General features: G+C 60.2%; 26 protein-coding genes. 15 read left to right on the plus strand and 11 right to left on the minus strand.

The features are described 5' to 3' along the window. The first annotated feature begins 2 nt into the window (after positions 1 to 2). The gene (locus ACR0J2_RS21400) at positions 3 to 1,100 is read left to right on the plus strand and encodes a sn-glycerol-3-phosphate ABC transporter ATP-binding protein UgpC (protein WP_170807032.1); all 1,098 of its coding nucleotides are present in this window, start codon (positions 3 to 5) and stop codon (positions 1,098 to 1,100) included. A gap of 58 nt (positions 1,101 to 1,158) precedes the next feature. On the opposite strand, the gene ACR0J2_RS21405 is transcribed toward ACR0J2_RS21400, so the two are convergent. Together ACR0J2_RS21405 and ACR0J2_RS21410 are read right to left on the minus strand one after the other, a co-directional pair. Next, on the minus strand, positions 1,159 to 1,767 hold the full coding sequence (locus ACR0J2_RS21405; RefSeq protein ID WP_480813784.1) for an MlaC/ttg2D family ABC transporter substrate-binding protein: 609 nt from the start codon (positions 1,765 to 1,767) through the stop codon (positions 1,159 to 1,161). Next, the gene (locus ACR0J2_RS21410; RefSeq protein ID WP_480813785.1) at positions 1,757 to 2,572 is read right to left on the minus strand and encodes an MlaA family lipoprotein; all 816 of its coding nucleotides are present in this window, start codon (positions 2,570 to 2,572) and stop codon (positions 1,757 to 1,759) included. Before ACR0J2_RS21410 ends, ACR0J2_RS21405 begins: the two co-directional genes overlap by 11 nt. 294 nt (positions 2,573 to 2,866) lie before the next feature. Between ACR0J2_RS21410 and ACR0J2_RS21415 the strand changes: the two genes are divergently transcribed. The 4 genes from ACR0J2_RS21415 to ACR0J2_RS21430 are packed head-to-tail and all read left to right on the plus strand — an operon-like array spanning position 2,867 to position 5,610. Continuing rightward, on the plus strand, positions 2,867 to 3,322 hold the full coding sequence (locus ACR0J2_RS21415; RefSeq protein ID WP_170612984.1) for a RidA family protein: 456 nt from the start codon (positions 2,867 to 2,869) through the stop codon (positions 3,320 to 3,322). Then, the gene (locus ACR0J2_RS21420) at positions 3,319 to 4,086 is read left to right on the plus strand and encodes a glycerophosphodiester phosphodiesterase family protein (protein ID WP_480813786.1); all 768 of its coding nucleotides are present in this window, start codon (positions 3,319 to 3,321) and stop codon (positions 4,084 to 4,086) included. Before ACR0J2_RS21415 ends, ACR0J2_RS21420 begins: the two co-directional genes overlap by 4 nt. Before the next feature lie 46 nt (positions 4,087 to 4,132). Then, entirely contained in the window at positions 4,133 to 5,320 is a 1,188-nt protein-coding gene (locus ACR0J2_RS21425) for a GNAT family N-acetyltransferase (protein ID WP_480813787.1), read from the plus strand. Then, positions 5,317 to 5,610 (plus strand): 4a-hydroxytetrahydrobiopterin dehydratase, encoded by a 294-nt coding sequence (locus tag ACR0J2_RS21430; RefSeq protein WP_170612990.1) that lies wholly within the window; start codon positions 5,317 to 5,319, stop codon positions 5,608 to 5,610. Before ACR0J2_RS21425 ends, ACR0J2_RS21430 begins: the two co-directional genes overlap by 4 nt. Here the strand turns inward: ACR0J2_RS21430 and ACR0J2_RS21435 are convergent. The 4 genes from ACR0J2_RS21435 to ACR0J2_RS21450 all read right to left on the minus strand — a co-directional run bounded on the left by ACR0J2_RS21435 (position 5,607) and on the right by ACR0J2_RS21450 (position 7,166). Further along, entirely contained in the window at positions 5,607 to 5,918 is a 312-nt protein-coding gene (locus tag ACR0J2_RS21435; protein WP_170612992.1) for a hypothetical protein, read from the minus strand. The genes ACR0J2_RS21430 and ACR0J2_RS21435 overlap by 4 nt on opposite strands. Before the next feature lie 53 nt (positions 5,919 to 5,971). Next, positions 5,972 to 6,319, minus strand: a complete 348-nt coding sequence (locus ACR0J2_RS21440) for a hypothetical protein (RefSeq protein ID WP_170612994.1) — start codon at positions 6,317 to 6,319, stop codon at positions 5,972 to 5,974. A gap of 11 nt (positions 6,320 to 6,330) precedes the next feature. Beyond that, on the minus strand, positions 6,331 to 6,576 hold the full coding sequence (locus ACR0J2_RS21445; protein ID WP_170612996.1) for a glycine zipper 2TM domain-containing protein: 246 nt from the start codon (positions 6,574 to 6,576) through the stop codon (positions 6,331 to 6,333). 104 nt (positions 6,577 to 6,680) lie between these two features. Continuing rightward, entirely contained in the window at positions 6,681 to 7,166 is a 486-nt protein-coding gene (locus ACR0J2_RS21450) for a peroxiredoxin family protein (protein ID WP_170612998.1), read from the minus strand. 99 nt (positions 7,167 to 7,265) lie between these two features. Between ACR0J2_RS21450 and ACR0J2_RS21455 the strand changes: the two genes are divergently transcribed. The 4 genes from ACR0J2_RS21455 to ACR0J2_RS21470 all read left to right on the plus strand — a co-directional run bounded on the left by ACR0J2_RS21455 (position 7,266) and on the right by ACR0J2_RS21470 (position 9,949). After that, entirely contained in the window at positions 7,266 to 8,477 is a 1,212-nt protein-coding gene (locus ACR0J2_RS21455; protein ID WP_170824946.1) for an NAD(P)/FAD-dependent oxidoreductase, read from the plus strand. Then, positions 8,474 to 9,034: a 16S rRNA (guanine(966)-N(2))-methyltransferase RsmD gene (gene rsmD / locus ACR0J2_RS21460; protein WP_170679920.1), complete on the plus strand. Its 561-nt coding sequence runs from the start codon at positions 8,474 to 8,476 to the stop codon at positions 9,032 to 9,034. The genes ACR0J2_RS21455 and rsmD overlap by 4 nt, the downstream gene beginning before the upstream one ends. Positions 9,035 to 9,109: 75 nt before the next feature. After that, positions 9,110 to 9,745, plus strand: a complete 636-nt coding sequence (locus ACR0J2_RS21465) for an HAD family hydrolase (RefSeq protein WP_480813788.1) — start codon at positions 9,110 to 9,112, stop codon at positions 9,743 to 9,745. 24 nt (positions 9,746 to 9,769) lie between these two features. Then, a complete protein-coding gene (locus ACR0J2_RS21470; protein WP_480813789.1) occupies positions 9,770 to 9,949 on the plus strand; it encodes a hypothetical protein in 180 nt (59 codons plus the stop codon). On the opposite strand, the gene map is transcribed toward ACR0J2_RS21470, so the two are convergent. Further along, entirely contained in the window at positions 9,937 to 10,749 is an 813-nt protein-coding gene (map, locus tag ACR0J2_RS21475) for a type I methionyl aminopeptidase (protein ID WP_170613008.1), read from the minus strand. The two genes, ACR0J2_RS21470 and map, sit on opposite strands and share 13 nt — an antisense overlap. Positions 10,750 to 10,928: 179 nt before the next feature. Between map and ACR0J2_RS21480 the strand changes: the two genes are divergently transcribed. Beyond that, positions 10,929 to 12,605, plus strand: coding sequence for a tetratricopeptide repeat-containing sulfotransferase family protein (locus tag ACR0J2_RS21480; RefSeq protein WP_480813790.1), 1,677 nt, complete (start codon positions 10,929 to 10,931; stop codon positions 12,603 to 12,605). A 123-nt stretch (positions 12,606 to 12,728) separates the two neighbouring features. Here the strand turns inward: ACR0J2_RS21480 and sfsA are convergent, their stop codons facing one another. After that, the gene (gene sfsA, locus ACR0J2_RS21485; protein WP_480813791.1) at positions 12,729 to 13,430 is read right to left on the minus strand and encodes a DNA/RNA nuclease SfsA; all 702 of its coding nucleotides are present in this window, start codon (positions 13,428 to 13,430) and stop codon (positions 12,729 to 12,731) included. Positions 13,431 to 13,479: 49 nt separating this feature from the next. Here sfsA and ACR0J2_RS21490 point away from each other — a divergent pair, with 49 nt between their 5' ends. Genes ACR0J2_RS21490 through ACR0J2_RS21505 form a run of 4 tightly spaced genes read left to right on the plus strand, consistent with a single transcriptional unit; the run spans position 13,480 to position 16,395 of the window. Beyond that, the gene (locus ACR0J2_RS21490) at positions 13,480 to 14,202 is read left to right on the plus strand and encodes a competence/damage-inducible protein A (protein WP_480813792.1); all 723 of its coding nucleotides are present in this window, start codon (positions 13,480 to 13,482) and stop codon (positions 14,200 to 14,202) included. After that, complete coding sequence (locus ACR0J2_RS21495; RefSeq protein ID WP_480813793.1) at positions 14,199 to 14,909, plus strand: GNAT family N-acetyltransferase; 711 nt, start codon at positions 14,199 to 14,201, stop codon at positions 14,907 to 14,909. The genes ACR0J2_RS21490 and ACR0J2_RS21495 overlap by 4 nt, the downstream gene beginning before the upstream one ends. 14 nt (positions 14,910 to 14,923) lie before the next feature. After that, positions 14,924 to 15,496: a peroxidase-related enzyme gene (locus ACR0J2_RS21500; protein ID WP_480491089.1), complete on the plus strand. Its 573-nt coding sequence runs from the start codon at positions 14,924 to 14,926 to the stop codon at positions 15,494 to 15,496. After that, the gene (locus ACR0J2_RS21505) at positions 15,493 to 16,395 is read left to right on the plus strand and encodes an OmpA family protein (RefSeq protein ID WP_480813794.1); all 903 of its coding nucleotides are present in this window, start codon (positions 15,493 to 15,495) and stop codon (positions 16,393 to 16,395) included. Before ACR0J2_RS21500 ends, ACR0J2_RS21505 begins: the two co-directional genes overlap by 4 nt. A gap of 83 nt (positions 16,396 to 16,478) precedes the next feature. Here the strand turns inward: ACR0J2_RS21505 and ACR0J2_RS21510 are convergent, their stop codons facing one another. Further along, positions 16,479 to 17,384, minus strand: coding sequence for a LysR family transcriptional regulator (locus ACR0J2_RS21510; RefSeq protein WP_170679902.1), 906 nt, complete (start codon positions 17,382 to 17,384; stop codon positions 16,479 to 16,481). A gap of 229 nt (positions 17,385 to 17,613) precedes the next feature. Between ACR0J2_RS21510 and ACR0J2_RS21515 the strand changes: the two genes are divergently transcribed. After that, positions 17,614 to 18,054, plus strand: a complete 441-nt coding sequence (locus tag ACR0J2_RS21515) for a DUF4399 domain-containing protein (RefSeq protein ID WP_480813795.1) — start codon at positions 17,614 to 17,616, stop codon at positions 18,052 to 18,054. A gap of 92 nt (positions 18,055 to 18,146) precedes the next feature. On the opposite strand, the gene ACR0J2_RS21520 is transcribed toward ACR0J2_RS21515, so the two are convergent. Continuing rightward, complete coding sequence (locus tag ACR0J2_RS21520; protein ID WP_480813796.1) at positions 18,147 to 18,773, minus strand: dioxygenase family protein; 627 nt, start codon at positions 18,771 to 18,773, stop codon at positions 18,147 to 18,149. 122 nt (positions 18,774 to 18,895) lie between these two features. After that, positions 18,896 to 20,923 (minus strand): FAD-dependent oxidoreductase, encoded by a 2,028-nt coding sequence (locus ACR0J2_RS21525; protein ID WP_480813797.1) that lies wholly within the window; start codon positions 20,921 to 20,923, stop codon positions 18,896 to 18,898.

Consider the following 20,923-nt stretch of genomic DNA (forward strand, 5'->3'; position numbering starts at 1 on the left):
CCATGGCTCCCATCCTCGATATCAACAACCTGTATAAGAATTACGGTGCGACCGAGATTCTGAAGGACATCAACATCTCGATCGAACCGGGCGATTTCCTGGTGCTGGTCGGCCCCTCGGGCTGCGGCAAGTCCACCCTGTTGAACTGTATTGCCGGGTTGGAACCGATTTCCGGTGGTACGCTGGCCATCGGTGGCAATGACATGACCCATGTCAGCCCCAAGGACCGTGACATCGCGATGGTGTTTCAGTCCTACGCTCTGTATCCGACCATGACCGTCGCCAAGAACATCACCTTTGGCATGAAGGTGCGCGGCGTCGATCAGGCCACGCAGGACGCGAAACTGAAAGAGGTCGCGTCGCTACTGCAGATCGAGCAGTTGCTGAACCGTCGTCCCAGCCAGTTGTCTGGCGGCCAACGTCAGCGTGTGGCGATGGGGCGGGCGCTGGTGCGCGACCCCAAGCTGTTCTTGTTTGACGAACCTTTGTCCAACCTTGACGCCAAGCTGCGGGTCGAGATGCGGACCGAGATCAAGAAGTTGCACCAGACGCTGGATGCCTCAATCGTCTATGTGACCCATGATCAGATCGAGGCGATGACGCTTGCCACCAAGATCGTCGTTCTGAAAGGCGGCATCGTGCAGCAGATCGGCAGCCCGGCCGAGATCTATAACAACCCGGCCAACCTGTTTGTCGCTGACTTCATGGGCTCGCCCGCGATGAACCTGATCCCGGCCAAAGCATCGAACACTGGGTCAGGCACCCAGATCGCTATCTCGCGCGGAGCGGGCGAGACGCTGGTGCTGAACGATGCCCGCGACTTGTCCCTGCCAAAGGATGTGATCCTTGGCCTGCGCCCCGAGGATATTGCCGAAGCAGGCTTTCGTGCCGGAGCGGGCGTACAGGAGGCTGCGTGCATGGTCGATATGGTCGAACCTGCAGGCGCGGACACTTATGTGGTCTCGGAACTGGGCGGCAAACAGGTCACGGCGCGCCTGCATGCGGAAACCAGTGCACAGGCCGGTCAGATGCTGAACCTGGCTTTCGACATGAGCAAAGTGTCTTATTTCGCCGAAGAGACCGGCGAACGCCTCAACTGAAATGAAAAAGCGCCGCGCGAGGGTTTCGCGCGGCGCTTTTTTGATCTCTCGAATGGGATCAGCTGAGCCGGTTCATGTCTTTGATCAGCCTGTTCAGGTCGCCGCCACGCGCATCCAGCATCGCTCCGACTTCGGTCCGTTCGGTCAGCAGCATGTTCACCCCTTCGATGAACATATTGAAGAACCGGTCACGCCCGGATTTGTCCGAGACCAGAAAGGTTACATCGAACGGCGCGGATCCCTTTAGCTTGACAGAGGTTCTGACCTCGTAGCCAGCCTTGATTTTCCGCGCGTCGCGAACAGTCACTTCGCCGCCGATGAATTCGCGGAACCGGCGTCCGTATTTGGTGGAAATGTAGCCCTGAAACGCCTTGGTGAACTGTTTCAGCTGCGTTGGGCTGGCCGCGCGGCCGTCGGCGCCCAGCACATAACGCGCCATGATCGGCACATCGGCATATTGCACGAAGATCTTTTCAAAATCGCGCAACATGGCATTTTCGGATTTGCCCGAGGCGATCACGCGATTGATGTCGTCAACAACGCTGACAACCAAAGCCTTGGCACTGGCTTCGGTCTGGGCAAGCGCGGGCAGGGGGACTAGGGCAAGCGCAAGGCCTGCTAATCCGGTGGCAACAAAATCGCGTCTGTTCAGAGAGTTATTCGGCATAGGGGTCCTCGTAAGGGTCTAGATAGGGGTCCCTGACAGGGTCGGTTCCGGTTTCGGCATAGGGATCGTTATAAAGACCCAGATAGGCGTCCTCATCGTCTCTGGCCAGTTCAAAGCGGCGATTTTGCAGGTAGATCGTGCGCGCCTGGGCATAGCTGTCGGCGCTTTCATACAGGATCGAGTCGACCGTGTCTGCAAACCGTCCCCGGTCGCCCATCCGGCGCACAACTTCGGCATAGACGCCGATGTTGTCCACCGGGCGGACCGGGCTGAAATTGATCGGGTTCGAGAACAGGTTGACGATCACACCGACCGAGTCCCGCGCGGTCGACGGACCATAGAAAGGCAGTTCGACATAGGCGCCTTCACCGACCCCCCAGACATGCAGTGTTTCACCGAAATCCGTATCCACAGGCGGCAGGTTCAATTCGCTTGCGGGGTCGGACAGGCCCACACCGCCCACGGTCGTATTGATCAGAAACCGCAACAGCGCATTGCCGGACTGTTTGATATTGCCCTGCAAAAGATAGTCCAGGGCCTGACCGGGCATGGTCAGATTCTCGGCGAAGTGGTTGAAGCTTGTGACCATCGGGTCGGGCACGATCTTCACGTAGCCTTTCGAGGCGGGACGAAACAGAAACCGGTCAACGCCAAGGTTGAATTTGTGGATACCCCGGTTGGCGTTTTCATACGGATCAAAGATTTCTCCGCGTGCGGCTTGGTCCTGCGGCTGGGATGCGCAGGCGCTCAGGACAGCAAAGACAGACAGCAGGATCAGAGGTTTCAGGCTGAATTTACTCGACACGGTCTTCGTTACTCCAATACATCCGTTGCGGGTACACCGGATACTTAATCAATGTGGCCTTTTTCAGCGCTTCAAGGCCCAATTCGCCGTCACATATGTGTTTCGCAATCACTTTGAAACACATAGCGTTTAACCCGCCGAAAGGAAGTAGGTAAAGTGACTCAAGTTCAACAGTTCAGAATAAGAAAAGTTTCGCCAAGGCCGTTCAGCGATGAAAAATGACGGTTTCCAGCTTTTCCAACCGCGTGTTCGCGGTTAGCGTCCGCCCGAGTCAAACAAGGTGAGGATCATCACATGAGCATTGCAGCGAAACTGGAAAGCCTGGGCGTTGCCCTTCCCGACGCACCCGCACCGGCCGCGAACTACGTGCCCTTCGTACGTGTTGGCAACATCGTCTATGTCTCGGGTCAGATTTCCAAGGCCGACGATCTGATCACCGGCAAACTGGGCGACGACATGGATGTCGAGGCAGGCGCAGCTGCAGCCAGGGTGTGCGCCATTAACCTGCTGGCCCAAGTCAAGGCGGCTTGTGGCGGCGATATCGAGAAACTCGTGCGCGTTATCAAGCTGACCGGCTTTGTGAACTCGACCGCTGATTTCACGGCCCAGCCGCAGGTCATCAACGGCGCGTCCGATTTTCTGGTCGAGGCGCTGGGCGAAGCCGGTCGCCACTCGCGCTCGGCTGTCAGTGCGGCATCCCTGCCGCTGGGTGTCGCGGTCGAGATCGAAGGCATTTTCGAAGTCCAATGACGCCATCTCTGCCAGCAGAGTTCCTGCGAGCCCCGATTGCACATCGGGCGTTGCACGACATTGCGGATCACCGCCCGGAAAACAGCCGGGCGGCCATTCGCGCGGCTGTCGCGGCCGGGTACGGCATCGAGGTTGATCTGCAACTGACGGCCGATGACCGGGCCATGGTATTTCACGACTATGACATGACCCGGCTGACCGGGCGGCCTGGCCCAATACGTCAGACCACCTGCGCGCAGGCACAGGCCACATCTCTGCTGCATGGCGATGACGGTATTCCCACGCTGGACGAAGTGCTGGAGCTGATTGGGGGCAAGGTACCACTGCTGATCGAGCTCAAGGATCAGGACGGTGCCATGGGCACTGATATCGGACCGTTGGAACGCGACACCGTGCGTGCACTGCGCGGGTATGAAGGCCCCGTGGCGCTGATGTCCTTCAATCCCAACAGCGTTGCGGAACTGGCGCGGCTTGCGCCGCATCTGCCACGTGGTCTGGTCACGTGTTCCTACGATCCAAAGGTAGAGCTTCTGCCGCAACAGGTTTGCGACCACTTGCGCGAAATCCCGGATTTCGACCGGGTCGGTGCCGCTTTCATCAGTCACGAGGCGGAGGACCTTTCCCGCCCCCGCGTGGCTGAACTCAAGGCGCGTGGCGTGCCGATCCTGTGCTGGACCGTTCGTACGCCCGGGCAGGAGGCCGAGGCGCGCAAGGTTGCCGACAACGTGACCTTCGAGGGGTATCTGGCGGCACATCCGGGTTGATCCCGCCCCGGGCCGTCACAGATAAAGAACAGACGCGGGAGGGGATATGGATCAGGCGCAGATTGAGGTTCGGGTTCTTGGGTCGCTCTCGCAGATACCTGCGGCCGAGTGGGACAGTTGCGCTTGTCCCGAGACTGATGGTGGTGGGCGTCCGCTGGACCCGTTCACCACGCACCGTTTCCTGCTGGCACTCGAAGAGAGCGGCTCGGTCGGGCGCGGTACCGGCTGGCAGCCGCAATATCTGACGGCTTATCTGGACGGGATGCTGATTGCTGCCGCCCCGATGTATGCCAAATCGCACAGCCAGGGCGAGTATATCTTCGACCACAGCTGGGCCCATGCCTATGAGAATGCCGGCGGGCGCTACTATCCGAAGCTGCAAATCGCAGTACCTTTTACCCCGGCAACCGGGCGCCGTTTTCTGGTGCGGCCCGGCTATGAAGGTGTCGGCACGTCGGCGCTGGTTCAGGGCGCGGTGCAACTGGCAGCCGACAACCGGGTCTCGTCAATTCACATCACTTTTTGTACCGATGATGAGGCGCGTGCAGGTGAGCAGATGGGACTGATGCACCGAACCTCGCAGCAGTTTCACTGGCTCAATGACAACTACACCGATTTCGATGCGTTTTTGAGGGCGCTGTCGTCCCGCAAGCGCAAGAACATCCGCAAGGAACGGGCACAGGCAAACGGCTTCGGCGGAGACATTCGCACACTGACAGGCGCGGATCTGCATCCCGATCACTGGGACGCTTTCTGGCGCTTTTACCAGGATACCGGATCGCGCAAGTGGGGGGCGCCCTATCTGACGCGCCAGTTCTTTGATATTGCACAGGAAACCATGGCAGATGACATGGCGTTGGTGTTGGCTGAACGCGATGGGTATCCGGTTGCCGGGGCGCTGAACTTCATCGGGCGTGAAACGCTGTTCGGACGCTATTGGGGCTGTGTCGAGCATCACCCCTGTCTGCATTTCGAGTTGTGCTATTATAGAGCGATCGACTTCGCCATCGCTCATGGCCTCAAACGGGTCGAGGCGGGCGCGCAGGGCGAGCACAAGCTGGCCCGCGGCTATCTGCCCACGCGTACGCACAGTCTGCACTGGATCGGCGATCCGGGATTTGCGGACGCTGTGCAGAATTATCTGGACGCCGAAGCCCGCGCGGTGGGAGAAGAGATTGAGATTCTGACGGAATATGGCCCGTTCAGAAAATCGAACCCGGAGGAACAGCAATGACCGAACTATTGTCGACCGAGACACGCGGCCCGCTACTGGATCCGTTGTTCAGGAACGGCTGGACGATGGTCGATGACCGGGATGCAATCACAAAAACCTTTATCTTCGAGGATTTTGTCCACGCTTTTGGCTGGATGACGCAGGTGGCGATCTTTGCGGAAAAGTGGAACCACCACCCCGAATGGTCGAATATCTACCGCACGGTCGAAGTGGTCCTGTCCACCCATGACGTAGGCGGCCTTTCCGCGCTGGATGCCAAGCTGGCGCGCAAGATGGACAGTCTGCTCTAGCCCCGGTCGCTACCCGAGCCCACACCGCCCGCCAATGATGCGGCTACGCCCATCTGTTCGAATTCAGCCGGAGTAACCGTGCCATCGCTGACATTGATGCCGCCTGGAATCCGGGTTGTCTTGTTGCCGATCGACCGGACGCTGCGCGCCGCCGGGTTAATATCGAGACAACGTGTCTGATAACAGGTCAGACCATTGGTGTTGATCTGGATACGCGCCTGCCCGTCGGGGCCTGTCACTACCGGGGCCTGCGGGACGTTACAGGCCGCCATCACGCTCAGAACACCAAGGCCAATCCATTTGTTCATCAAAGGCTCCTGTCCCATCAGATCAGCCCCGGTTGTTCCGCGGCCGGTCCGTTTCAGTCCAGCTGGCCATTGCCGTCCTGGTCGGCGGCCAGAAAATCTTGGTTCATCTGTGCGTCATATTCGGCACGAGAAACCTGGCTATCGTTGTTGCGGTCCACTTTCCGGAACATGTCGAGACTTAGAAAGGGTTTCGCTTCGGCCTGACCCAGGGTGCCATTCTTGTCCTCATCCATTGCCTGAAAGGCATAGTCGGAAAAGGCGTTGAACTCGTCCCGCGACAGGAAGCCGTCGTTGTTTCCGTCGATGGCGTTCAGCTCGCCCTCATGCAATTCGGCGACGCTTTCCGCGGAAACGGCACCGGCCATCATCATGGCCATGATCACTATAATACCACGTTTCATCCTGCCTCTCCTCAGCACGCGTAACGTTGACCGGACACGCCACCGGCTGCCGCACCGGCTGCCGTCAGGATCGTTTGGCCCGATCCGCCGCCAAACTGATTGCCGATGGCCCCGCCAATCAGCGCACCACCCAAGGTCCCGCTGAGGCAGGCAATCTCATGCTGCCGTGCGGCTTGCTGCTGCGGTGTGGGGGCCGGTCCACAGGCCGCCAACAAGCCTGCGCCACCTAAAATCAAAGGAAAAATCTTTAGCATCATAAACAAACTCCCCGGTTATATGTGCCAAGTATTCGCACTTCGGGGCGTTGCATCAAGTTAAATGCACTTTAACCGGCCCCGGCTTGCCCCGGGGCCTTCCAATTTCAGATGACGTCCAGCAGACCTTCGCCGGCCGAAATTTCACATGCGCCCGGGCTTTCTTCGAGGTTCAGCGCCACGACCCGGCCATCTTCGACCAGCATCGCATAACGTTTCGACCGCGCGATCAGACCCGCGGGCGGGGCGTCGAAGTCCATTCCGATGGCTTTCGTGAACTCGGATGCTGCATCGGCCAGCATGGTCAGGCCCGCATCCGAGGCGCCCGTCGCCTCGCCCCATGCTTTCATCACGAACGGATCGTTGACCGAGATGCAGATGATCTCGTCGACGCCTTTGGCGCTGAACTGATCCTTGGTGCGCATGAAGCTGGGCACATGCGCCGAATGGCAGGTCGGCGTGAATGCGCCCGGTACGGCAAAAATCACCACCTTGCGCCCTTTGGTCTTGTCCGACACCCGAACCTCTTCCGGGCCTTCCGCACCGATCTGGGTCAGCGTGGCCTCGGGCAGCATATCACCTGTTGAAATCATTTTAGCGCTCCTGTCATTTGGATTTGCAGAGTCGGTCCCTGCCGCAATATAGGTGAGCGGATCAAGTTAACCACGGGAATTCGACAGGGTGGGAGGAACATGAGCCATATTGTCGTGATTGGTGCCGGTCAGGCCGGGTCTTCGCTAGTTGCCAGACTGCGCAAGGACGGGTTTGAGGGGGACATTACCCTGATCGGGGCCGAGCCGCATCTGCCCTACCAGCGCCCGCCATTGTCCAAAGCCTACCTGTTGGGTGAGATGGAGCTGGAACGCCTGTTCCTGCGACCCGAAAGCTTCTATGCCGAGAACAATATCACCCTGCGTCTCGGCCAGCGTGTCACCGCCATCGACCCAAAAGCAAAAACCGTGACTCTGGGCGATGAGGTCATTCCCTACGACGAGCTGGCACTGACCACCGGATCGGACCCGCGCCGCCTGCCCGCATCCATAGGCGGGGATCTGGACGGCGTGCACGTGGTGCGTGATCTGGCCCATATCGACGAGATGGAGCCCCGTGTGACAGACGGCGCACGCGCGTTGATCGTGGGCGGCGGTTACATTGGCCTCGAGGCTGCGGCGGTCTGCGCCAAGCGCGGAGTCAAGGTGACGCTGGTCGAGATGGCCGACCGCATCCTGCAACGGGTCGCTGCCCGCGAGACCAGCGACTATTTCCGCGCCCTGCACAGTGAATATGGCGCCGACATCCGCGAAGGCGTCGGGCTGGACCGTCTGGTTGGCGACAACGGCAAGGTCACCGGCGCGGTACTGACCGACGGCACCGAGCTTGCGGTTGATTTCGTGGTGGTCGGCGTTGGTATCGCCCCGTCGACCCAATTGGCTGAAATGGCAGGCCTGGAACTGGACAACGGCATCAAGACCGACGCCCATGGCCGCACTTCTGACCCGTCGATCTGGGCGGCGGGCGACTGCGCGTCCTTCCCGCACAAGGGCGATCGTATCCGCCTTGAAAGCGTGCCAAACGCCATCGATCAGGCCGAGATCGTGGCCCAGAACATGCTGGGGGCTGCAAAGGACTATGTTGCAACGCCGTGGTTCTGGTCAGACCAGTACGACGTGAAACTGCAAATCGCGGGGCTGAACACCGGTTATGACCGCGTTGTGACCCGAAAGGGCGAGGGTCAGACGGTGTCGTTCTGGTATTACAGCGGGGATCGGTTGATTGCCGTTGATGCGATGAACGACCCGCGCGCCTACATGGTCGGCAAGCGCCTGATCGAAATGGGCAAGACGGCGGATCCGGCCACTGTGGCCGACCCCGACGCGGACCTGAAACCGCTGCTCAAGGCGTGAGGATCATCGCCGGAGACTTCCGGGGCCGCGCGCTGGCCCCGGTCGGCAAGGGGGACGCAGGCGCGCATTTGCGCCCCACCACGGACCGGGTCCGCGAAAGCCTGTTCAACGTTCTGGCCCACAAGATCGAATTTGACGGCCTGCGGGTGCTGGACCTGTTCGCGGGCACAGGCGCATTGGGGCTCGAGGCGCTGTCACGCGGAGCATCTCATGTGACCTTTGTCGATGACGGGCGCGTGGCGCAGGGGCTGATCCGACGCAATATCGACCTGACCCGCAGTGCCGACCGCACCAACCTGATCCGCCGCGATGCGACCCGACTGGGGGAAAACCCCGGCGCGCCCTGTGATCTGATCTTTCTGGATCCGCCTTACGGAAAGGCGCTGGGCCAGAAGGCAATCGCCGCTGCCCTGACCGGCGGCTGGATCAGCGACCACGCGGTTCTGGTCTGGGAAGAAAACTCTGCCATGGTTGTACCTGAGGGGTTCAGCCTGCTGGATGCACGGAAATACGGCGACACCCATATCTCATTGATGCAGCGTGGCGTTTCGGATTGAAACGGCCTGCGCGGATTACAGGTTTGCAGGCTGGTCGATCCTCGGCTAGCTCAACCGAAAAAGGCGGAGGACCCCATGCACGATCTGGTCATATTCGATTGCGACGGAGTTCTGGTTGATAGTGAGGTCATCTCGAACCGGGTCTTGATGGAAAATCTGGCGCGATATGGGCTGAGCCTGTCACTTCCGGAGTGTATGTCTCTGTTCGTGGGTGGAACCATGACAGGTGTCCGGGACAAAGCGCGGGCTTTGGGCGCGGACCTGCCCGACGACTGGACTGATCAGGTTTATGCGGAAACATACGAAAAGCTGCGGGCAGGCGTGCCGTTGGTGGCAGGTGTGCAAAGCCTGCTGACGCTTTTGGATCAGAAGGGCATTCCGTTCTGTGTCGCGTCCAATGGAAGCCCGGACAAGATGCGGATCACATTGGGCCAGAATGGATTGTGGGACCGGTTCAGCGATGTGATGTATTCCGCCCATGTGCTGGGAACCGGCAAACCCGAGCCGGGTATGTTTCTGGCCGCCGCAGAACGTTTCGGTTCGATGTCCCCGGTGGTGATCGAAGACAGCGTGAATGGCGTCACCGCCGCCATTCGCGCCGGAATGCGGTGCCTGGGGTTTGCCGCCCATGACGATGGGGCATCTCTGGCGCAATTGGGGGCAGAGGTGTTTCACGACATGGCCGACGCCCCGCGGCTTTTGGGAATCTGAGCCGGGCGTGCTACCATCCCTGATATGGACCGCGCCTTACCGTCTCCGTTCTGGACGATCACATCCGATACCGACACAACGACCGGCCCGCCGCCAAAACCGCGTCGCGCGCCCGTGTTTATCCACGACGCAGTCACCCCATGGAGTGACGAGACGATGCTGCTGAAACTGCTGCGCGAGCAGGCTGCCGATCAGGAAGAATAGGTCGGGTGGAACTTTCCGCCCGGTGACAGGGTAAAGATCTCGACCCCGTCCGAGGTCACGCCCACCGAATGCTCGAATTGCGCCGACAGAGACTTGTCGCGGGTCACGGCGGTCCAGTCATCGGCCAGTGTCTTGGTCTCGGGGCGGCCCAGGTTCACCATCGGCTCGATGGTAAAGAACATCCCCTCTTCCAGTTTGGCTCCGGTACCCGGACGACCGTAATGCAGAACGTTCGGCGGCGCATGGAAGACCCGGCCCAGACCGTGGCCGCAGAAATCGCGGACAACGCTCATCCGATGGGCCTCGACATAGGTCTGAATGGCATGGCCGATATCGCCGAACGTATTGCCGGGCTTGACCATTTCGATGCCCTTGAACAACGCGTCATGGGTTACCTGGATCAGTCGTTCCGCCTTGCGCGGCAGTTTGCCCGCAACATACATGCGCGACGTGTCGCCGAACCAGCCATCAACAATGACGGTGACGTCGACATTGAGGATATCGCCGTCTTTCAGCTTTTTGTCGCCGGGGATGCCGTGGCAGACCACGTGGTTCACGCTGATGCAGCTTGCGTGCTGATAGCCCTTGTAACCGATAGTAGCCGAAGTCGCGCCCGCATCTTCGACCATCTGCGTGATGAGACCGTCAATCGCGCCTGTGGTCTGGCCCGGAAAAACATGGTCGGCAATGTCGTCGAGAATCCGCGCCGCCAGCGCCCCTGCCGCATGCATCCCGGCAAAGTCACCCTGTTCATAAATGCGGATGCCGTCCTTGGTCAGACGGCCACGATGCTCTTTCATCGACGCTAAGCTCCAAATGTGTCGCGCAGCATTCCTTTTACGCTGCTTGTGCAGAAAGTACCAGAGGGTGCAGGGTAGCACCTGCAGTCGGAGGGTTGCCTCATCTCTGGTAGACCCTGCGGGCAGAATGAAATAGCACATGGCAATAGCCGCCGGGTTTGCGCAAATCACAGAAAGGCATGGCAATGCAAAAAGCTGATCAGCTGAGGGCCGAAATCGCCAGCATCAGCGATCTGCTCAGGAAAGGCCGGGCCGATCGGGCTTTCAAACGGGCAACCAAGGCCGCCAAGAAATGGCCGAACGTGTCGGCATTACCAAGACTTGCCGGTCTGTGTGCGATCCAGCAGGGCAAGTTCCCTCTGGCCCAGACTTATTTCGAACGGGCATGGCGGCTGGAACCCGGAAACGCGGATTTGATCCAGAATTACGGCATGAGCCTTGTTCAGGGTGGCGACGCTGGCAAGGCGCTGGCGTTCATTGACAAAATCGGCGCGCGCGCACCCCTGACGCCACCCCAGCAGTTCATTCGCGCGATGGCGTTTCTGCGAGAGCAGAAGGAACAAAAGGCGTTGGAAGCCGTTGATCTGGTGCTGAAGCGCCAGCCCGGCAATCTCGAGGCGCAGTGCCTGAAAGCCGATATTCTGGACGAATTGCGCCGCTGGGACGATGCGGTCAGGCTCCTGACGGCGCTTGTCAAACAGCATCCCAAATTTCAGTACGGGCAATTGCGCCTGTCCAAGGCTCTGGCCGGGGTCGGTCGGCTGGACGAAGCCCTGAAACACGCACGTCTAGCGCTTGCCTTGGCGCCCGGTCATCCGGAAACACTGGAGTTCATTTGCAAGCTGCCGGGCCTGAAGCAGGACGATCTGCCTGCCTTGCGGGCTCAGGTCTCAAAATTCCTCGGCGAGGGGCCGATCGCCAACCGTGAAAGTGCCTCGCTGATTCACTTCGCTGCCGCAAGCCTTGCGCGTCTGGACAAGGACCTGGCGCAGGAGATGCATCATCTGGACGAGGCGCACAAACTGCGGCGCGACGGTTTGGAAAGTCTGGAGGAAAGCCGCGAGAAGGAATGCCGCGACCGTCTTGCTGCGCCTTTGCCGAAGGAATCTTCGGACCCGCGAACCGACATTCCCCGCCCGATCTTCGTTGTCGGCCTTGCCAGATCGGGCACAACTCTGGTCGAGCGTATCCTGTCGGCGCATTCAACGGTACAGGGGCTGGGAGAGCTTGCCACCGTTCAGTTCTGGGTGATGAAAGAGGAAAGCCTGCATTCACAGGCGCAACCGCTGGCTGATTACTATGTCGAGCGCCTGCCCGAACTGAACCGGGACGCCGCGGCCTTTGTGGACAAGATGCCGGGCAACTATGCCTATCTCGGCGCGATTGCACAGGCCTTTCCCAATGCGCTGATCCTGAACGTCCAGCGCGATCCAAGGGACGTCGCCCTGTCGATGTGGCGCGAGAATTTCGGCGCGCAGGGGATGTATTTCACGCATGACTTCAAATGGATGGCGGCCGAGGCCAACCGTTACCGCCGCTACATGCAGCACTGGCACAAGGAACTGCCGGGCCGTATTCACGACATCCGGTACGAGTATCTGGTCAACAATCTGCAGGACGCGGCAGCCGAGCTTGCCCAAGTTTGCGACCTGTCGTTCGAAGAAAGCATGCTGACGCCGCAATCCTCATCGGACGCGGTCAAAACCGCCAGCAGCCTTCAGGTCCGCCGGCCCGTCAGCACGTCGTCGGTCGGGCGTTGGCGCGAGGTGGAGGATCACTTGGCGCCATTTGTGAAGCGACTGGATGCGGAGCTTTGGCCGGAAGTGTACGAAGAGGCTCAAGACGCCGTGAAGTAAGAGGCCCAAATTCAAGGAGACCCATGAACTCCACCTTGTCAGGAAACGCAGGTAACCCGTCGGTATCTGTGTGGTGATCCAAATCTGGGTTGAAACGAAACGCCTGCGCCGTGCAAGGCGTCTTTAGGTGGGAATGGGTCTCGGGTTTACCCAAACACCTTCCGGCGAAATCCGCGTTTCGTAAACCAGCCGCTCGACGCCCTGCGCCTGCGCGGCCTCGAAGGCGGCCGCATAGGCGGGGTCGATATCGTCGGCCAGCGCAAACCGGTCGCAATCGGTGCGCTGCACCAGATAAAGCATAATGGCGCGGTGTCCTTGTGTGGCCATCGCCGCCAGCTCGCCCAGATGTTTGGTGCCGCGCGCGGTGACGCTGTCTGGGAACTCGGCCAGACCGGGCTGGCGGGACAGGGTGACGCTTTTGACCTCGACATAGGCGTCCGGCAGGCTAGGCCCGGTCAGAAGGAAATCGATGCGGCTGTTCTGGCCGTATTTCACCTCGGCTCGGATGGTTTCATATGCCGCCAGTTCCGGGATTTCACCGGCGTTCAGTGCTGCGCGCAGGGCTTTATTCGGAACCGATGTATCGACCCCGGTGAAATGTCCGTTTTCGTGATCGACTAGCCGCCAGCCGTATTTCAGCTTTTTCTTCGGATCGTCATTGGGCTCCAGCCAGACTTGCTCACCCGGTTCGGCCAGCCCCATCATTGAGCCGGGGTTGGCGCAATGGGCTGTAACCTCGCGCCCGTCCTCAAGCGTGCAGTCGGCCAAGAAGCGTTTGTATCGGCGGATCAGGCGGGCGGGGACAAGAGGGGTTTCAAATCGCATGTCTCACGGCCTATACCTGCCCAAACGGTCGATCAAGAGGGGAGCGCACATGGCCAATCCAACCGCCGCAATGCTGGTGATCGGGGATGAAATCCTGTCCGGCCGCACCCGCGACGCCAATATGCACTATCTTGCTCAGGAGCTGACCAAGCACGGCATCGACCTGAAAGAGGTCCGCATCGTTTCAGATGAGGCACCGGCCATCGAGGCGGCGGTCAGGGCGCTGTCCGATGCGCACGATCATGTCTTCACCAGCGGTGGCATCGGCCCGACCCATGACGATATCACCGCCGATTGCATCGCCCGCGCGTTTGACACCCCAATTGACATTCGCGCCGACGCACGCGCCCTGCTCGAGGCGCATTACGACAATTCGGGGCTGGACCTGAACGCTGCCCGTCTGCGTATGGCGCGCATTCCGGACGGTGCCGCACTGATCGAAAACCCGGTTTCGACGGCCCCCGGTTTCACCATCGGAAACGTTCATGTGATGGCTGGGGTGCCCTCCGTCTTTCAGGCAATGGTGGCCAGTGTTCTGCCCACGCTGACCGGCGGCAGCCCGTTGTTGTCGCAGACTCTGCGCATTGACCGCGGTGAAGGGGATATCGCGCAAACCCTGGCGTCGCTGGCCGAGGAGTTTTCCGATCTGACCATCGGCTGCTACCCGTTCCAGATCAACGGGGTCTTTGGTGCCAACGTCGTTGTGCGCGGCACCGATGGTGCCCGCATCGACGCCGCAACCACCCGTCTGGCGAAAGAGCTTCAGCTTTGAGCGTCAACTGGGAGGCCGTGGTGGATGGCACATGGCCGGCCGCCGCGTACGAAACGATCGGGCCGTTCCGGCTGCGGCAAGGGGAGGGTGGCGGCTCTCGGGTGTCCGCCGCCAGTGCGACTTCTTCCGCGACCGAAGCCGATATTGATGCGGCCGAGAAAGCCATGGTGGAACTGGGGCAGAAACGCCTCTTCTGTCTGCGTCCGGGGGACGACGCGCTGGATGCCCAGCTTGCCGGACGCGGCTACACGGTGCTTGATCCGGTCAACATCTACACCTGCCCGGTCGGGCATTTGACGGACGTGCCGGTACCGCGCGTGACTGTTTTTACCATCTGGAAACCGCTTGCGATCATGTGCGAGATTTGGGCGACGGCCGGTATCGGGCCGCAGCGTCTGGCCGTCATGGATCGGGCGGATGGCCCGAAGACCGGCCTGCTTCTGCGGCGCAAGGACCAACCGGCGGGGGTTGGATTTGTGGCGGTACATGAAGGGGTTGCCATGATGCATGCGTTGGAAATCCTGCCCGCCCATCGCCGACAGGGTCTGGGACAATGGGCCATGCGCGCCGCGGCCTTTTGGGCGCTGGACAACGGCGCCCATACCTTTAGCGTGATCTGCACCAAGGCAAATACCGGCGCCAATCGTCTCTATCACTCGCTTGGGATGGAGATCGCCGGAGAGTATCACTACCGCCAGCTGGCCTGAGGAGAAAGACAGCCGTGCCCGATCAAGACATGCCCACAGCGCTGAACCTGCCCATGGTCGACCCGCTGCCGCCCGAGACACAGAAGTATTTCGACATCTGCGTCGAAAAGCTGGGTATGGTGCCAAACGTGCTGAAGGCCAATGCCTTTGATATCGACAAGCTGAACGCGTTCACCGCGATGTACAACGATCTGATGCTGGCCGACAGCGGGCTGACCAAGCTGGAACGCGAGATGATCGCTGTAGTGGTCTCGTCCATCAACAAGTGTTTCTACTGCCTTGTGGCGCATGGCGCGGCCGTCCGGCAATTGTCCGGGAACCCGCAGCTCGGCGAGATGCTGGTGATGAACTACCGCGTGGCGCCGTTGGACGACAAGCAGCGTGCGATGCTGGATTTCGCCGCCAGAATGACGACAGCCAGCGCCGAGATCGAGGAAACCGATCGCCAGCGGCTGCGTGACGTTGGTTTCTCGGATCGTGATATCTGGGACATCGCCAACGTGACCGGCTTTTTCAACATGTCGAACCGGGTGGCCAGCGCCACGGGTATGGTCCCGAACGACGAATACCACTCCCAGTTCAGATGATCCGCCGCGTTGCCCTTTGCCTGTTGATGCTGGCCGCTCCGGCAGCGGCGCAGGACCTGACGATGCCTACCGGTGCCCGTCAGATCAGCGACCGTACCAGCCCGCTGGACAGTTACGCGCTGCCGACCGGTCCGTTCGCCGATGGCGCAGTCCCGACACGCGAGGTCGAGGGGCGGGTCGAACGCTTTACCTGGAAGCTTCAGGCCGGATCCAGCACGACGTTGCAGATTCTGGCCCCGCTCAGGGATCAGCTTGTCGCGCAGGGCTTTGATATTGGGTTCGAATGTGAGGCCCGCGCCTGTGGCGGTTTCGATTTCCGCTTTGGCATCGAAGTGGTTCCGACACCCGACATGTATGTCGCCATTCAGGATTATCGTTTTCTGTCCGCCTCGCGCGATCTGGAAGTGCTGAGCCTGCTGGTCAGCCGCAATCCGCCCGACGGGTACGTGCAGATGATCCGTGTTACACCAGTGGCGGAAACCGCGCCGCCCCCGGTTGTGGTCGAGGAAACGGTCGAAACCGAAGGTGGCCTGCTGGCGGACTTGCAGCAGAATGGGCATGTCATTCTGGACGATCTGAATTTCAGCACCGGTGAAGTTGATTTGGGCGAGGGTCCGTTTGCCTCGCTGGCGCTGCTGGCGGGATTTCTGGGTGACAATCCCGACCTGCGCCTGGCGCTTGTGGGCAACACCGATGACACCGGCGACCTGCAGGCCAATATCTCGGTCAGCACAAAACGCGCCCAGTCGGTCCGTACCCGCCTGATCGAGGCACATGGCGTCGCGCCGGACCGGATCGAGGCGGAAGGGGTTGGATATCTGGCACCGATCACCTCGAATGCAACGCCGGAAGGCCGTGATCTCAATCGCCGGGTCGAGGCGGTTTTGCTGATCAATTAGGTGTCATACAGACCTGCCTAGGCTGGGACAAAAAAAGGCCCGCACAACAGGCGTGCGGGCCGTTCAGTTTCCACGGGGAGAATTTACCAGTCCATCGGACCCTTGTCGCTGAATGAATCAGCCAGAAAATCAATGAATGCTCTTACCTTGGGTTGCGTGAAGCGGCCGGGCGGGTAGACGGCATAGACGCCCTGTACCTCATCCGGCAGGGACGGCATCGCGTCCTGTACCGCGCCGGACTTCATCGCGTCGGCATAAAGATAGCTGGGCAGATAGGCGATACCCAACCCTGAGATGGCGGCGTTCAGCAGGGATTGGCCGTCATTGACGCTCAGCCATCCGGCGGTGCGAACCTGCCGCTTTTCGCCCGAGGGTGCAGTCAGTTTCCAGACATTGCCGGATGACTGGCTGGAATAGTGCAGAAGCTTGTGTTCGTTCAGATCGTCAATCTTCTGCGGGCGTCCGTATTTCTCGATATAGCTGGGGGCCGCAACCATCCGTTTGACGGTTTCGGTCAGCTTGCGCGCGCGCAGCGTGCTGTCTTCCAGCTCTCCGATTCGCACTGCGACGTCGAACCCCTCTGAGATCAGCTCCACGTACCGGTTGTTCAGCACCATGTTCACGGTGATGTCGGGATAGGCCGACAAAAAGCCGGACAACACAGGCGACAGGTGATTCACGCCAAAATCCGTGGCCACGCTGATCCGCAGCAGACCCGACGGGGCGGACTGCATCGATGTCACCAACGCGTCCGCTTCGCCTGCGTCATTCAGCACCCGGCGGGCGCGGTCGTAATAAGCCAGCCCGATCTCGGTGGGCGAAACGCGGCGCGTTGTCCGGTTCAGCAGTCTAGCACCCAATCGTGCCTCAAGGCTCGATACATGCTTGGAGACAGCCGATTTGGAGATGCCCATCTTTTTGGCCGCATCTGTAAAGCCGCCCTGATCCACTACATTGGAAAAGGCTTCCATTTCGGTCAATCGGTCCATTCGCGTACCCCAGGTCTTGGTTCTTTGCCTGACCATGGCCCTGAACTTGGGCGGAAACGGGGCAGACATGGGATAATATCTGGGATTTGATTCGGATCGTTTGCACATGGGAAACGCTGAAACAGTGGTTTCCATGCGCGCTACAGGACGTGCATTGTCAGCAAATCAGGGGACAATTGCCCAATCGTGCTATGTTGAGAATGGCAAATTTGTGTCCAGGGAGGGAATCATGAAAACATTTATTGGTGTTGCCGCGCTTTGCCTGTCCGCTTCGCTTGCGTTGGCCCAGGGTGAAACGCCGTCAAACCCCGACGCCCGGGTCTATTTTGTCAATCTCGCGGATGGTGACACCGTCCAGTCGCCGGTCACGGTGGTCTTTGGCCTCAGCGGCATGGGGGTTGCCCCTGCGGGGACGGAAAAGGAAAACACCGGCCATCACCACCTGCTGATCGACCGCCCGCCATTGGGTGAGGGCGAGGACGGAGCGGACGAGCTGTCCTATGGCCTGCCCGCTGACGACAATCACCTGCATTTCGGTGGCGGCCAGACCCAGGTAACACTGGACCTTGCGCCGGGCGAACACACGCTGCAACTGGTTTTGGGCGATGCGGGCCACGTACCGCATGCGACCCCGATTGTGTCCGAGGTGATTACGATTACGGTGGAGTAACCGCCTTACCCCGAACTTTGCGGTAGTCACCGTTAACCACGGCGGGCAAATTTTTGGCGCGCAGAGCCATGCAATGCTGACAACGTTGCCTGTCAGACAACTATGTTGACTGTCGTTTCTATCCCGCCCGAGACCTCGACATATGTCATCGAAACGTTGCGGGCCTCGGCCGGGGACATACGCCGATAGAGCGAATCCCGCTTATTGCCGGGGTTTCCCGCCTCGTAGAACTGCGTGGTCAGAACCTCGCGGTCTCTTTCTAAAACCTTGACATGGATATGCGGCGTCCGGCCCGGATAGCTGCCTGGCTTGATTGTCCGGAAACTATAGCGACCCTGCGCGTCCGTGATGTCGTGTCCAAAGCCCTGAAACCCCCGGTCGTATTGCACATTCCGCCTGTCGCCGGGGTGAATGTATTTTCCATTCACGTCGCATTGCCAAATCTCGATCCGGTATCCTGCCCGGGGACGCCCGGCCTTGTCTGAGATCCGTCCTTTTAGGGTGATCACCTCACCTCCGGCTTCCCGAACCAGACCGACGACTTTGACCAGATCGTTATCCGCATCGGCGACGCGCATCGGTTCCGTAGGGTAGAACGGACCCTCTGCCGCATTCGGCGTCAGTTGCGCGGCAGCGGTGCGCCCTGCAGCCCAGATCGCCCCGAAAAAAGTGACCGCGCCGGTGAGAAACCCGCGCCGATTGTCTTCGCCCGTTGCCATGGCCTTCTCCCCAGTTGCACCCGGTCAGGTCTGCGCCCCGGCAGACGGGCGCAGCACCTAATATATAGACCGAAACCTGTGTGCGGCCAATTTCCACAAAGGCCGAACGAAGGGTCGTCTCCTTAGAACGCCGCAGCCAGCCGCGTGCCCTGATTGATTGCCCGTTTGGCGTCCAGTTCGGCGGCCACATCCGCGCCGCCGATGACATGTGGCGTAATCCCGCGTTCGATCAACGCATCCGCCAGACTGCGCTCGGACACCTGACCGGAACACAGAACGATCGTGTCCGCCGCAATCACCGTCGGGTCGGCGCGTTCTTCGCCAAAGCTGACATGCAGGCCTTCATCATCGATACGCTCATAGTTCACGCCGCCCACGAAATTGACGTCCTTCATTTTCAGTGTCGTGCGATGAATCCAGCCGGTGGTTTTGCCCAAACCTTTGCCATGCGCCTGTTTTTTGCGCTGCAGCAGCGTGACCTGACGTTTTGGCGCTTCGGGTTGCGGCCCTTCCGGCGCAAGACCCGAGCGGTGCTTGGCCGGGTCAGTAACACCCCATTCCTTCATCCAAGCGGGCAGGTCAGTGGTCGGGCTGTGGCCCTCTTCGACCAGATACTCAGACACGTCGAACCCGATGCCGCCCGCGCCGATCACGGCCACGGACTTCCCGACCTCGGCCTTGTTGCGCAATACGTCGACATAGCTGAGGACATTGTCCCGATCCTGCCCCGGAATCTGCGGATCGCGCGGGGTGACGCCGGTGGCAATCACCACTTCGTCATATCCGGTCATGTCCTCTGCCCCCACCTCGCGGTTCAGTTCCAGCTTCACGCCAAGATCGCTCATCATGGTGCGGTACCAGTCGACGAGGCCCCAGAATTCTTCTTTCCCCGGAACCTGCTTGGCCATGTTCAGCTGGCCGCCGATTTCGGCGGCGCGGTCGAACAGCGTCACGTCGTGACCACGCTGGGCGGCGGTCATCGCGGTGGACAGTCCGGCAGGCCCTGCGCCAACAATGGCAACGGTTTTTGGCGACTCGGCCTGGGAAATCACCAGCTCAGTTTCATTGCAGGCACGCGGGTTGACCAGACATGTGGTCAGCTTGCCGCTGAATGTATGATCCAGACAGGCCTGATTGCAGGCGATACAGGGCGCGATCTTTGCGCCGTCGCCAGCGATGGCCTTGTTCACGAAATCCGCATCCGCCAGCATTGGCCGCGCCAAGGATACCATGTCGGCGCAACCGGTCGACAGAACTTCTTCGGCCACTTCGGGTGTGTTGATCCGGTTCGAGGTGATCACCGGGATCGACACCTTGCCCATCAGCTTTTTGGTCACCCACGCAAAAGCTGCGCGTGGGACGCTGGTGGCAATCGTCGGAATTCGCGCTTCGTGCCAGCCGATTCCGGTATTCAGGATCGTAGCCCCCGCCTTCTCGATCTCCTGTGCCAGTTGCACAACTTCGTCATGGGTCGAGCCGTTGGGGATCAGATCGATCATCGACAGGCGATAGATGATGATGAATTCGGCACCCACTGCCTCGCGCGTGCGGCGCACAACCTCGATCGGCAGGCGCATCCGGTTTTCGTAGGAACCGCCCCAGCGGTCGGTGCGCTTGTTCGTGTGCGTCACAAGAAACTGGTTGAGGAAATACCCCTCGGACCCCATGATCTCGACCCCGTCATAGCCCGCTTTCTGCGCCAGAACGGCGGCAGTCACGATGTCGCTGATCTGCTTCTCGATACCCTCTTCATCCAGCTCATGCGGAGGAAACGGCGAGATCGGGGATTTTACCGGGCTGGGGGCCACACATTTCGGGCCATAGGCATACCGCCCGGCATGCAGGATTTGCATGGCGATCTTGCCGCCCGCGTCGTGCACGCGCTGGGTCACGATGGAATGGTTCGCCACTTCTGTCTCGTTGGTCATCATCGCCGCCCCGGGCAGCACCGATCCCTCAAGGTTCGGGCCAATTCCGCCTGTCACCATCAGCGCCACGCCGCCCCGGGCCCGATCGGCATAGAATTCGGCCACCCGGTTCCAGTCGCCGGTTTCCTCAAGCCCCGTGTGCATCGACCCCATCAACACGCGGTTTTTCAGCGTGGTAAAGCCCAGATCCAGCGGGGCCAGCATGTTTGGGTACGCAGTCAT

The sequence above is a fragment of the Ruegeria sp. CG4 genome (assembly GCF_056537185.1).